10 protein-coding genes are annotated in these 13,149 nt (G+C 68.4%); 8 read left to right on the top strand and 2 right to left on the bottom strand.

The genetic code is table 11. The features are described 5' to 3' along the window. Positions 1-8: 8 nt before the first annotated feature. From IAI54_RS05760 to IAI54_RS05725, 8 genes are all read left to right on the top strand, one after another. Positions 9-1,076, top strand: coding sequence for an ABC transporter ATP-binding protein (locus tag IAI54_RS05760; RefSeq protein WP_187971443.1), 1,068 nt, complete (start codon positions 9-11; stop codon positions 1,074-1,076). Further along, positions 1,073-1,924 (top strand): ABC transporter permease, encoded by an 852-nt coding sequence (locus IAI54_RS05755; protein WP_187971442.1) that lies wholly within the window; start codon positions 1,073-1,075, stop codon positions 1,922-1,924. Before IAI54_RS05760 ends, IAI54_RS05755 begins: the two co-directional genes overlap by 4 nt. Beyond that, entirely contained in the window at positions 1,921-2,709 is a 789-nt protein-coding gene (locus IAI54_RS05750; RefSeq protein WP_187971441.1) for an ABC transporter permease, read from the top strand. The genes IAI54_RS05755 and IAI54_RS05750 overlap by 4 nt, the downstream gene beginning before the upstream one ends. A 13-nt stretch (positions 2,710-2,722) precedes the next feature. Continuing rightward, the gene (locus IAI54_RS05745) at positions 2,723-3,544 is read left to right on the top strand and encodes a polysaccharide deacetylase family protein (protein WP_187971440.1); all 822 of its coding nucleotides are present in this window, start codon (positions 2,723-2,725) and stop codon (positions 3,542-3,544) included. Next, positions 3,541-4,290 (top strand): SDR family NAD(P)-dependent oxidoreductase, encoded by a 750-nt coding sequence (locus tag IAI54_RS05740; RefSeq protein ID WP_187971439.1) that lies wholly within the window; start codon positions 3,541-3,543, stop codon positions 4,288-4,290. Before IAI54_RS05745 ends, IAI54_RS05740 begins: the two co-directional genes overlap by 4 nt. 10 nt (positions 4,291-4,300) lie before the next feature. Continuing rightward, a complete protein-coding gene (locus IAI54_RS05735) occupies positions 4,301-5,056 on the top strand; it encodes an SDR family NAD(P)-dependent oxidoreductase (protein WP_187971438.1) in 756 nt (251 codons plus the stop codon). Between the two features lie 11 nt (positions 5,057-5,067). Next, entirely contained in the window at positions 5,068-6,447 is a 1,380-nt protein-coding gene (locus IAI54_RS05730) for an amidase (RefSeq protein WP_187971437.1), read from the top strand. Between the two features lie 138 nt (positions 6,448-6,585). Beyond that, positions 6,586-11,316, top strand: a complete 4,731-nt coding sequence (locus tag IAI54_RS05725) for an NACHT domain-containing protein (protein ID WP_187971436.1) — start codon at positions 6,586-6,588, stop codon at positions 11,314-11,316. 75 nt (positions 11,317-11,391) lie between these two features. Here the strand turns inward: IAI54_RS05725 and dprA are convergent, their stop codons facing one another. Both dprA and plsY read right to left on the bottom strand, forming a co-directional pair. Next, positions 11,392-12,531 (bottom strand): DNA-processing protein DprA, encoded by a 1,140-nt coding sequence (gene dprA / locus IAI54_RS05720; protein WP_187971435.1) that lies wholly within the window; start codon positions 12,529-12,531, stop codon positions 11,392-11,394. Continuing rightward, positions 12,528-13,142: a glycerol-3-phosphate 1-O-acyltransferase PlsY gene (gene plsY, locus IAI54_RS05715; protein ID WP_187971434.1), complete on the bottom strand. Its 615-nt coding sequence runs from the start codon at positions 13,140-13,142 to the stop codon at positions 12,528-12,530. The genes dprA and plsY overlap by 4 nt, the downstream gene beginning before the upstream one ends. Positions 13,143-13,149: the final 7 nt, after the last annotated feature.

Raw genomic sequence — 13,149 nt, 5'->3', positions numbered from 1 at the left:
GGGGCACGATGAGCAACCTTACCCTGGACCATGTGGTCAAGCGCTACAGCAGCGTGACCGTCGTGAAGGACGTGTCGCTCGCGATCGACGAGGGCGAGTTCGTGTCGCTGCTCGGGCCGTCGGGATGCGGCAAGACGACGATCCTGCGCATGGTGGCAGGGCTCATCGATCCGAGCGGCGGCACGATCCGCATCGGCGACCGGGACGTGACCCGGTTGCCGCCCAACAAGCGCAACATCGGCTTGGTCTTCCAGTCCTATGCGCTGTTTCCGCATCTCACCGTCCATGAGAACGTCGCCTTCGGCCTGCGCCGCAAGGGGCAGTCCGGTGCCGCGCTCGACGCACGCGTCGGCGAGGCGCTGGCCATGGTGCGGCTCGCCGGCTATGGCGAGCGCTATCCGCGCCAGCTCTCCGGCGGGCAGCAGCAGCGCGTCGCCATGGCGCGTGCGATCGCCCCGCGTCCGAACGTCCTGCTCTTCGACGAGCCGCTGTCCAACCTCGACGCCAAGCTTCGCGACGAGATGCAGATCGAACTGAAGCGCCTGCAGCGCGAACTGGGCATCACCACGCTCTTCGTGACACACGACCAGGCCGAGGCGCTCAGTCTGTCCGACCGCGTCTGCGTGATGCAGGACGGCGTGATCCAGCAGTTCGCCGAGCCCGAGACGATCTACCGACGTCCGGCGACGTCCTTCGTCGCGAGCTTCATCGGCAAGCCCAACCGGCTCGCGGGCACCATCCGCGGCGGGCGCGTGGCGCTGCACGAGCAACTCGAACTGCGTTCGGAGAGCGATCTGAGCGGCGACGGCAGGCCGGTCGAAGTCTTCATCCGCCAGGAGGCGATCAGCCTGGCGGCGACCGGCGACGAGAGCGTCAACCGGATTGCGGGGACGGTGGCGCTGCGATCCTTCTCCGGTCCCCAGGTCAAGTATGTCGTGCGGATCGGCAGCGACCAGGAACTCGTGGTCGAAGCCCCGTCCTCGGGGCCGGCCGGCGACCTCGCCCCGGGGCAGGCGGTGATGCTGGAGGTGCATCCGCAGGACGTGCTGGTGCTTTCGCGGGAGACCGCGCCATGAGATCGTGGCGGACGGGCGTGCTGCTGTTCTCGCCGCTGCTCCTGGTGCTTGCAGGCGCCTTCATCGTCCCGCTGATCCTGCTCGCGCCGACCAGCTTCCGCGAATACCAGCCGGGAATGGGCATCGTCGCCGGGTCGTTCACGCTGCAGAACTACGTCCGCATCGTCGCCGACGATTATTATCGCGAGGTCGTGCTGCGCACACTGGGGCTCGGCGTCGGCGTGACCGTCGCCTGCCTGCTGCTCGGCTATCCGGTCGCCTACCTCATCGTGCGCGGCCGGCCCGGCTGGCGACTGCCGCTGACGCTGCTCGTCATCTTTCCGCTGATGCTGAACCTCGTGGTTCGCTCCTTCGGCTGGATCGTGCTGCTCACCAACCGGGGCGTGGTGAACAACCTCCTGATCGACGTCGGGCTGATCGAGGCGCCGCTGAAGCTGATGTTCAACGTGACCGGGGTGACGATCGGGCTCACCCACATCTACCTTCCGTTCATGGTCCTGATGCTCGTCGCGGCGCTGCAGAACGTGCCGCGCGACCTGGAGGCCGCGGCCGCCACACTGGGCTCGAGCCGGTTCCATGTCTTCCGGGCCGTGACCCTGCCCCTGACGGCGCCCGGCATCATCGCCGGATCGATCCTGGTGTTCGTGCTCACCATCAGCGCGCTGGTCACGCCGCGGATGCTCGGCGGGCCGACCTACCAGGTGATGGCGACGCTCATCTATGACGAGTACATGCAACTGCTCGACTGGCCGAGCGGCTCGGCGCTGTCCTTCGCGCTCGCCCTGGCGACGCTCCTCATCATCTGGATCTCGAGCCGCATGACCAAGCGCTGGGCGGGCCTAGCATGAACGACCAGCGCCCCACCCTCCCCGTCACGACGATCGCGCTCCTGGTGGTCGTGTTCCTGCAGATCCCGGTCATCGTGGTCGTGCTGGCCTCCGTCAGCGAAACCTCCTACCTGACGATCCCGCCGCAGGGCCTCACGCTGAAATGGTTCCAGGCGGTGCTCACCGACAGTGCCTATCTCGGCGCCATCCGCAACAGCCTCGTTCTGGCGATCGGCGCGACGGCGATCTCGCTGGTGCTGGGGGTGGCCGCGTCCTACGCGCTGTTCCGCAGGATGCTGCCGGGGTCGGAGGCGCTGACCGCGCTGCTGATGTCGCCGCTGATCATCCCTTCGGTCGTCATCGGCGTGGCGCTGCTGCAGTACTTCACGCTGGTGGGGCTGCGCGGCGGCTTCGTGGTGCTGCTGCTCGCCCATATCGTGATCACGGTCCCCTATATCGTGCGCTCGGCGCTGGCGAGCCTGTCGGGCATCGACCTCTCCGTCGAGGAGGCCGCGCGCTGCCTGGGAGCGGACGGCTTCACCGCCTTCCGGCTGGTGACGCTGCCGCTGATCAAGCCCGGCCTGGTGGCGGGCGCCCTGTTCTCCTTCGTCACCTCGATGGAGAATGTTCCGGTGACGATCTTCCTGGCCGGGCCGCGGCAGACCACGCTGCCGATCCTCATCTTCACCTCGGTGGAGATGGGCGTCGACCCCAGCGTCGCCGCCGTCTCGACCCTGCTCATCATCGCCACCGTGCTGGTGCTCTTCTTCGCGGAGCGCTGGACCGGCTTCCACCGCTTCGTCTGATCGGAACCTCCGCATGCATCTCACCAGCCGGGGCTTTCCCCTGTTCCTGACCTTCGATCTCGATGCCGAGACGATGTGGACGGCGCGGGACCCTTCCTATGCGAACCGGCCTGTCCTGATGTCGCAGGGCGCCTATGGCTGGAAGGTCGGCACCGATCGCGTCCTGAAGCTGCTGGCGCGCTACGGGCTGAAGACGACCTTCTTCATCCCTGGCCTGGTGATCGACCAGCGTCCGGAGCTGATGGAGCGCATTCTCGAGGGCGGCCACGAGATAGCCCACCACAGCTATACGCATTCCTGGATTCTCAACCTCACGCCCGAACAGGAACGCGAGGAGATGCAGAAGGGCTACGACTCGATCAGACGCGTGACGGGCCGCGCGCCGCGCGGCTGGCGCTCGCCCGCCGCCGAAATCAGTCCGATCACCATGCCGATGCTGGTCGAATACGGCTTCGACTATTCCTCGAACTTCTTCGACGACGATTCGCCCTATCTCCACACGGTGGACGGCAAGAAGACGAAGATCGTGGAACTGCCGTTCCGCTGGGTGCTCGATGACGCGCCCTTCTTCCAGTACTCGATCGTCCTGCCGGGCCGCACGATGCAGGCGCCGTCGGCGCTGTCGGAGGCCTGGACCGCCGAGTTCGACGTGCTCTACGCCGAAAAGCGCATGATGATGGTCGGCATGCATCCGCAGATCATCGGCCAGCCGTCGCGCATCGGCGTCCTGGAACGGCTGATCGAGCGTGCGCTCAAGCACGGCGACGTGTGGATCGGCCGCTGTGACGAGATGGTCGAGGCGATGCGCCCAGGCCTCGAGAAGGCAGCGGCATGAGCGGCGACTTCACCGGCCGGCGCATCCTGGTGACGGGCAGCGCCCGCGGCATCGGCCGGGCGAGCGTGGAGCGCTTCCTGGCTGGTGGCGCACGGGTCGCCTGCCTCGACCGTGACGAAGCGGCGCTCGCCGCACTGGCGCGGCGGGACGAGCTGTATCCGATCGTCGCCGATCTCGCCGACGCCGGCAGCGTCCGCGATGCGGTCGACCGCGCGGCCGATGTGCTCGGAGGGCTCGACGGCATCGTCAATTCGGCCGGCATCGACCTCGAATGCCCGATCGAGGCCATGGAGGACGAGCAATGGCAGCACCTGATGGCCGTCAACCTGACCGGGCCGATGCTGGTCTGCCGCCAGGCCGTCCCGCATCTGCGCGCGGCGGGACAGGGATCGATCGTCAACGTGTCGTCGGGCGCGGGCCTGCAACCGCTGCGGCATCGCACCGCCTACGGTGCTTCCAAGGCCGGCCTGCAGATGTTTTCCAAGGCGCTCGCCATCGAAGCGGCGGATTACGGAGTTCGCGTCAACATCGTGTGCCCCGGCGCCGTCGACACGGAGCTGTTTCGCGGTTCGCTGCCATCGAGCGATCCGGAGCCCGCGCTGCAGGCGGTGCGGGACCGATATGCGCTGGCGCGCATCGCCGATCCGGACGAGATCGCCGCCGTGATCGCCTTCCTGACCAGTCGCGACGCGTCCTACATCACCGGGGCGACGATCGCGGTGGATGGCGGGCGGACCTTCCACTGAGGACCCCGGGATGATCGCCGTCCAGCGCTTCAGGGACCGTGTCGTGATCGTCAGCGGCGGCGGCGCAGGCATCGGCGCGGCCATCGCCAGGCGCTTCCTGGCCGAGGGCGCCCGCGTCGGCGTTCTCGACCTCGCGACCGCGGCTCTGACCGTCGACATGGACGCAGCGGAGGCGGAAAGACTGTTTGCCATCGACGGCGACTGCACCGATGGCGAGGTGCTCGAAAGCTTCCATGCCGGGACCGTGGCGCGGTTCGGACGGGTGGAAATCCTCGTCAACAATGTCGGGCAGAGCGGGCGCGAACGCTCGGCCCCGTTCCACGCATCGAGCGAAGAGGTCTGGCGCTTCGTCATGGAAGTGTCCCTGTTCAGCGCCATGCGGCTGTCGCGCCTCGTCGTCGGCGCCATGCGCGCGCATGGCGGGCGGATCGTCAACATGGCGAGCGACGCGGCCTTCGCGGGCGATGCCGGGCTCGCCGACTATGCGGCCGCCAAGATGGGCATCGTCGGCTTCACGCGCTCGCTGGCGCGCGAACTCGCGCCGCATAGCGTGACCGTCAACGCCGTCGCGCCGGGCGCGATTCGCACCCGCGCGCACGACCGCGTGCCGGCCGCCGTCATCGACAGGATCAAGGCGGCCACGCCGGCGGGCTTCGTCGGCGAACCCGAGGACGTCGCCGCCGCCGTGGCCTTCCTCGCCAGCGACGAGGCGCGCTTCATCACGGGCCAGAGCCTGCTGATCGACGGCGGCCGGTGGATGATCTGAGAGCGGAGACCATGACCGACATCGCCGATCTCACCGCCACCGAACTCGCCGCAAGGTATCGCCGCAAGGCGCTGTCGCCCGTCGAGGTGACCGAAGCCGTGCTCGGGCGGATCGAGGCGCGCGCCGACCTCAACGCCTTCATCACCGTCACGGGCCGGGAAGCGCGAGCCGAGGCGCGCGCCGCGGAGGCCGCGATGACGGCCGGCGAGGACTTGCCGCCGCTGTTCGGCATCCCCTACTCGGTCAAGGACCTGATCAACACGGCGGGCGTGCGCACCACCATGGGCTCGCGCCTGTTCGAAACCAACGTGCCCAAGGACGATGCGGTCTCGGTGGCGCGCGCGCGCAAGGCCGGCGCGATCCTGATCGGCAAGAGCACCACGCCGGAGTTCGGCCACGTGCAGTCGCCGACCTCGCCGCTGTTCGGCCGCACGCTCAATCCGATCGATGCCGGCGTCACACCCGGCGCTTCGAGTTCCGGCGCGGCGGTCGCGGTTGCGGCTGGCATGGGGCCGCTGGCGCTCGGCACAGACGGGGGCGGCTCGATCCGCATTCCGGCCGCCTGTTGCGGCGTCGTCGGTTTCAAGCCGACGCTCGGGGTCGTGCCGCATCTGCAACTGCCCGACCTCTTCGGCGCCAATTCCTTCGTCGGTCCGATGGCGCGCACCGTGGCCGACGCCGAACTGCTGTTTGCGGCGATCGCCGGGGCCGATCCGCGCGATCCCTACGGCCAGGCGGCGGTGATGCTGCACGAGCCCGGCCGTCCCTCGCTCGAGGGGCTGCGGATTGCCTGGATCGCGCAGGGCGGCGCCCGGGTGGAGGGCGAGGTCGCGTCGATCACCGGGCGGGCGGTCCGGGCGCTGGAAGCCGAAGGCGCGCGGGTCGAAACGACGGAGATCGACTTCAAGTCCCATGAGGCGGCGTTCCTCACCCTGCTGCGCGTCGGGCTCGCCGCCCGCACCGGCCCGCTGACGAAGGGGCGCGAGGCGCTGGTGTCCCAGTCCCTGCTCGACACGATCGCGCTCGGCGAGGCCTGCTCCGGCGTCGACCTCGCCCGGGCAACCGCGGCGCGGACCGTGCTGTTCCAGGCGATGCAGTCGCTGTTCGAACGGTTCGATCTCGTCGTCTCGCCCACGCTCACGGCGCCGCCGCTGCCGATCGACGTCGATCCGACCGGCGACATCATGATCGACGGCCACAACGAGGGCACCGTGCGCGGCGCCTGGTATCCCTTCACCTTTCCGCAGAACCTGACGGGCCACCCGGCCATCTCGCTGCCTTGCGGCCGGACGTCGAAGGGACTTCCCGTCGGCCTGCAGCTCTGCGCGCCATGGTATCGCGACCGGGCGCTGCTTGCGATCGCTTCGACCATCGAGGCGATGTTCGGCTGACCGGACGATCTGATCGGGCATGACAGAGGGTCCCGTCGGGCTTAACTCGCGGGGCGAACGGCGCCGGAGACGTAGCGAAAAACTCACGATTTGCATTTTTGTGAGTTTCGTGATCTTCTTGACGCAAGGAGATCCGCCATGACCGTCCTCGCCCGCCTGCGCAGCCTGATCGAGCCGCTCCTCGGGCCGGCGCCGCTGAAGCTCTACGACGCGGTGGCCGCGCACGCGAATCCCGGCGATGGCGACGATCTGTTCGCCGCGAAGGCGGACGTGCATGGGCGGCTGCAGGCGGGCGAAGGCGGGCTGCCGGAGGCTGCGGCGCTGCGCCAGCGGATCGTGCAGATCAACGGCGCGCTGAAGGCACATGGCGTGCGGCTGCGCTCCGGCAAGGCGGGCTACACGGTCACGTTCGAGCCGGGCTCGCTTGGGGGTGCCGCCCGCGACGCCGCCCGCGCGGCCGTCACGGAATCGACGGACGAGGACACGAAGCTGCCGCCCGGCTTCGCGCAGGAGCCGCGCGTCCTGCGCATCCCGGAATACGTCGTCGCGATCTCGCATGGCTGGGAGAGCAAGGAGATCGAGAAGGCGATCGACCATCTGGTCGACGAACTGGATCGGCTTCTCGGCACCCTGCCGCCCCCCTGGCATGGCCGGATCAAGGTCAGGCTGTTCTTCGACCGCAAGAGCATTTCCGCGACCGTGCCGAGCTTCGAGCACGCAACGGACCCGGTGTTCGAGACGGCGGATTTCTGCATCTTCCTGCTGTCGGACAGGTTCTATGCGAGCAAGGCCTGCCGGCGGGAAGCCTCCTTCTTCATCGTGGACGGTGTGCTGAAACCGGGCCGGACGCTGCGCATCCAGTCGAGCGGCCACCGCCGGGATGGATTGGAGCTTTTCACCAGAGGCCCTGTCCTGCCGGAACAGTGGAACGAGAGGTGGTCCAACTGGCTCGAGCTGTTCACGGTCGGGAACGCGCATGATCGCGACGAGTTCGTCCGCCATGTCCGCGACGAAATCCTGAAGGCGCTGCCGCTTCCTCCGAACGAGGGCGATGCTGCGCCGGCGACCGATCCCACAGCGACACCTCAGGCCGACAAGCGCAAGGGCCGGCCGGCCGATCCGCGCGACCTGCTGCGGCAGGCGAGCAGATGGGAGTTCGACGAGCACGTCCGCGACGGGTCCGTGGAGGAGCCGCAGGCCACCATGGCGGAAGGCGCGGACGGTGCCACGCCGATTCTGCCTCTGCTGGAGGAGTGGGCGACGTCGCCCTCGACCGCGAACCGCCTGTCGGTGCTGCTCGGCAGCTTCGGCTCGGGCAAGACGACCACCAGCCAGCTGCTCGCGCAGCGGCTCCTGGCGCGGCGCGAGGCGGATCCGGCGGCGCCTTTTCCGGTCTATCTCGATTTCCGGCGGTTGAACGACGCCTATGGCGACAGGAACCCGCCCTCGCTGGTCGATCTGATCGTCGGCTCGCTCGCGCCTGCCTATCGCGACCGGATCGACGCGGCGACGATCCTGCCGCTGCTGCGCGGCGAGCCCTGCGTGATCATTTTCGACGGGCTAGACGAGATCGGCACCCGCATCGGGCACGAGCGCGCGTCCCAGATCTATCGCCAGTTGCTGGAGATCGTCCCGCGCGAGGCCTGGAATGCCGATATGGCCAAGCACCGGGACACGCCCGACTGGACGGCCTGCCCGGTGCGGCTGCTGGTCACCTGCCGGACGCATTTCTTCCGGTCGCATATCGAGGAGGAGAGCACGTTCTCGGGGCGCGCACGCCAGGACATCCGGCCCGGCACGCTGTCCCGGCCGCGCATCGCGGTCTGGTACATGGCGCCGTTTTCGCCCGACCAGATCCGCTCCTTCTTCGTGCGGTCGCTCGGTGCCAAGCGGGGCGCGCAGACCTTCGCGGCGATCGCGCGTATCGGCGATCTCGACGATCTGGCCGCCAAGCCGATCATGACGCGCTACATCACCGAGATCGCGCCGGCGCTTCTCGATGATCACGCGGCGGGGCGGCCGATCAACGCTGCCCGTATCTACCGCCATCTCTTCGACAGCGCGCTGGAGCGCGACCGGGACAAGCGCCTGCTGCTCACGCCCGACGACCGGCTGCGGCTGCTGCAGAGCCTCGCCCTGAAGCTCTGGCGGGACCGGAGGCCCGTCATCCGCATCGACGAACTGGAACGGTGGTTCGACGCCTATGCGATCGACGACCCGGGGTTGAAGCTGATCGCGGCGAGCGGCCGGGAGGCGCGCCACCTGCTGCATCTCGAACTGCGCAATGCCAGCCTGCTGGTGCGCGGGCAGGACGACGGCTTCCGCTTCGTCCACACCTCCTTCGGCGAGTATTTTCTCGCCCGCGGCCTGTTCGAAACCTTGATGAACCGCGCCTATTCCGACCTCGGCGACATGGCGCCGGTCAGCGAGGAAACCTTAGGCTTCCTGCTCGACCTGGCCGAGATCGAGAGCGCAGGCGAGCGGCTCCGCGCGGAAACCCACGCCCTGCTCTGCTCGGACGATGCCGCCGCCCGACGCCAGTTCGCGGAACGGCTGCGGCGGGGGATCAACGGACGCTTCGGCTGGCGCGACATGGCCGCGGGCGCCAACCTCTCCGATTTGGATTGCAGCGAAATGCATTTCGTGTCGCCGACGGGCGGCCAGACGTTCTCGCGCGTGCGGTTCGACCGGGCGCATCTCTTCAAGGCGCGCTTCACCGACGCGTCGTTCGAAGACTGTTCCTTCGACGGCGCCGTGCTGGCGCAGGCCGAATTCGACCGCTGCCGCCTCGTCGCCTGCACCGGCGCGCCGCGGGAACTCGGCTCGGTGCGGATGCACCGGTCGGACGTTTCGGCCTCACCGGGCCTCGATTTTCGCGCGGTCGTGCTTCGAACGAATGGGCGGCTAATGATTCGGCCGGGAAGGTCGAGAATCACGCTTGGACATGGCAACACTGTCAACGCCGTCGCCTTCGCGCCAGACGGCAGGACCGTCATCACCGGCTCCTGGGACAACACCGCACGCCTCTGGGACGCCGCAACAGGTACCGAAATCAAACGCTTCGAAGGACATGGCGACAAAGTCACCGCCGTCGCCTTCGCGCCAGATGGAAAGACCGTCATCACAGGCTCATACGACGAAACCGCACGCCTCTGGGACGCCGCAACAGGTACCGAAATCAAACGCTTCGAAGGACATGGCGACAAAGTCACCGCCGTCGCCTTCGCGCCAGATGGAAAGACCGTCATCACAGGCTCATCCGACGACACCGCACGCCTCTGGGACGCCAAAACCGGAGCCGAGATCAGACATTTCGAAGGACATGGCAACACAGTCACCGCCGTCGCCTTCGCGCCAGATGGAAAGACCGTCATCACAGGCTCATACGACGAAACCGCACGCCTCTGGGACGCCGCAACAGGTACCGAAATCAGACGCTTCGAAGGACATGGCAACCCGGTCACCGCCGTCGCCTTCGCGCCAGACGGCAGGGCAATCCTCACAGGATCAGAGGGCACCACAACACGCCTCTGGGACACGGCGACCGGAACCGAAATCAGACGCTTCGAAGGTCATGGCAACACGGTCACCGCCGTCGCCTTCGCGCCCAACGGAAGCACCATCATCACCGGCTCCTGGGACAACACCGCACGTCTCTGGGACGCCGCAACTGGAACCGAAATCAGACGCTTCGAAGGTCATGGCTCCAGGGTCACCGCCGTCGCCTTCGCGCCAGACGGCAGAACCGTCATGACAGGCTCCTGGGACGACACCGCACGCCTCTGGGACGCGGCAACTGGAACCGAAATCAGACGCTTCGAAGGTCATGGCTCCAGGGTCACCGCCGTCGCCTTCGCGCCAGACGGAAAGACCGTCATCACCGGCTCCTGGGACAACACCGCACGCCTCTGGGACGCCGCAACTGGAACCGAAATCAGACGCTTCGAAGGTCATGGCTCCAGGGTCACCGCCGTCGCCTTCGCGCCGGACGGCAGAACTGTCATCACCGGCTCCTGGGACAAAACCGCACGCCTCTGGGACGCCGCAACTGGAACCGAAATCAGACGCTTCCAAGGAGATGGCAACTTGGTCAACGCCGTCGCCTTCGCGCCGGACGGCACGACCGTCACTACCGGCTCCTGGGACAAAACCGCACGCCTCTGGGACGCCGCGACAGGGACCGAAATCAGACGCTTCCAAGGGCATGGCAGCCGGGTCACCGCCGTCGCCTTCGCCCCGGACGGAAGCACCGTCATCACAGGCTCATGGGACAACACCGCACGCCTCTGGGACGCCGCGACAGGGACCAAAATCAGACGCTTCGAAGGGATTGGCAGCCCGGTTACCGCCGTCGCCTTCGCGCCAGACGGAAGCACCGTCATCACAGGCTCATCCGACAACACCGCACGCCTCTGGGACGCCGCGACAGAGACCGAAATCAGACGCTTCGAAGGGCATGGCAACACGGTCACCGCCGTCGCTTTCGCGCCCGACGGACGCACCGTCATCACTGGCTCATCCGACAAAACCGCACGCCTCTGGGACGCCGCGACAGGAACCGAAATCAGACGCTTCGAAGGACATGGCGGCACGGTCGCCGCCGTCGCCTTCGCGCCTGACGGCAGGAAAATCCTCACAGGGTCAGACGACAACACCGCACGCTTCTGGGACGCCGCAACCGGCAAGGTGCTGCGGATCATGCTCGCGCTGCCGGACTCCTGGGCGGTGCTCGGCGAGGATATGACGGTGACCGACATCGGCCCCAATGCCTGGCGCTATCTCTACGAGGTCGGGACCGGGCCGGATGGGAGGCCCGTCGTGATGCCGCCCGAGTGCGACGAGGGCGCGGAGCCCGGCGCGGCCGGGTGATGGAGGCAGAGGCCTCCGCGCGGCGGGCTCACGTGTCGGATACGTGCTTCACCCTCGTCGGGTTCCCCTCCCCGCTCAATCCCCGAACAGCAGCGATACCTTGCCGCCCGCATGCCGCTCCAGGCGGACAGCGAGGTCGAGTTCGAGGAGGACCATGAAGACCTGCGCGGGGTGCAGGCCGGTGTGGCGGATGATTTCGTCGATGGCGGTGGGGGTGGTGCCGAGGCATTCGACGACGCGGGCGCGGTCGCCGTCGTCGGGCTGACGCGTGGCGGTGAAGTCGGGCGGCTCTTCGAGCGAGGTCGCCGGCGGCAGCGGGGCGCCGATCAGCGGGGCGACCTGTTCGAGGATGTCGCGGGCTTCCGTGACCAGCGTCGCGCCGTCCTTGAGCAGACCGTTGGTGCCGGCCGCGCGCGGGTCGAGCGGCGAGCCGGGGACGGCGAAGACCAGCCGGCCCATCTCGGCCGCCAGCCGCGCCGAGATCAGCGAGCCGGAGCGCAGCGCGGCCTCCACCACGACCAGCCCGTGCGACAGGCCGGCGATGATGCGGTTGCGGCGCGGGAAATCGCGCGCGCGCGGCTCCCAGCCGAGCGGCATTTCCGAAATGGCCGCACCGCCGCGGCGGGTGATCTCGGTCAGAAGCGGCAGGTTCTCGGGCGGATAGGGCCGGTCGATGCCGCCGGCGAGCACCGCGACGGTTCCGGTCGAGAGGCTGCCCTCGTGGGCGGCGGTGTCGATGCCGCGCGCCAGCCCGGAGACCACGGCAAAACCCTCGCGGCCGAGCTCGGCGGCGAAGCTGCGGGCGAGCTTGATGCCGGCGAGCGAGGCGTTACGCGCCCCGACGATCGCCACCGGCGGCAGCTGGAACACGGCGGGTTCTCCCAGCACAGTCACCAGCGGCGGCGGCAGGTCCATCATCCGCAGCAGCGGCGGATAGTCCGGCTCGCCGAGCGCGATCAGTCGCGCGCCGAGCCCGGCCAGCGCGTCGAGCTCGGCCTGCGCCTCCTCGACGCTGCAAATGCGCGGCAGGCGCTGGGCGCCGCCCGCGCGGATCAGTTCCGGCAGGCGCTCGATCGCCTTTTCGGCCGAGCCGAAGCGGTTGATCAGGTCGCGGAAGGTCGCGGGGCCGACATTGTCGGTGCGGATCAGGCGCAGCCAGTGGAGGCGCTGCCGGTCTCCGAGCAGCCGCTGCCCAGAGACCGGCCGGGAGGTCATCCCTTGGCCCCGATCCGGGATTCGGTTCCCGACAGGAGCCGGCGGATGTTGGCGCGGTGCTTGACGAAGACGATCAGGCTCAACAGCACGAAAAGCTCCGCGGCGCGGCCGAAGCCGAGGAGATGGAGCGCCACCGGCACGGCCACCGCCGCCACCAGCGCGGCGAGCGAGGAGTAGCGGGTGAGGAAGGCGACCGCGAGCCAGGCGGCGGCGAAGACCAGCGCCCCCTGCCAGGCCACAGCGACCAGCACGCCGAGATAGGTGGCGACACCCTTGCCGCCCCTGAAGCCGAGCCAGACCGGATAGAGATGGCCGAGGAAGGCGCCGAGGCCGGCGATCAGCGCATGGTCGGGTCCGAGATAGCCGGCGAGAAGCACGGCCGCCGTGCCCTTCAGCGCGTCGAGCAGCAGCGTCAGGGCGGCGAGCTTCTTGTTGCCGGTGCGCAGCACGTTCGTGGCGCCGATGTTGCCCGAGCCGATCTTGCGCACGTCGCCGAGACCCGCCGCCCGCGTCAGCAGCAGGCCGAAGGGAATGGAGCCAAGCAGATAGCCGAAGACGAGGGCTGCGAGGAGCGTGGGCAAGGCGAGCTGCCAGCTGTTCGGATCGGGCATCGGCACT

The sequence above is a fragment of the Aquibium microcysteis genome (assembly GCF_014495845.1).
Taxonomy (GTDB): Bacteria; Pseudomonadota; Alphaproteobacteria; order Rhizobiales; family Rhizobiaceae; genus Aquibium; species Aquibium microcysteis.
Note: the sequence above shows the minus strand (reverse complement) of the source record. Positions and strands in the feature narration are given on the sequence as shown.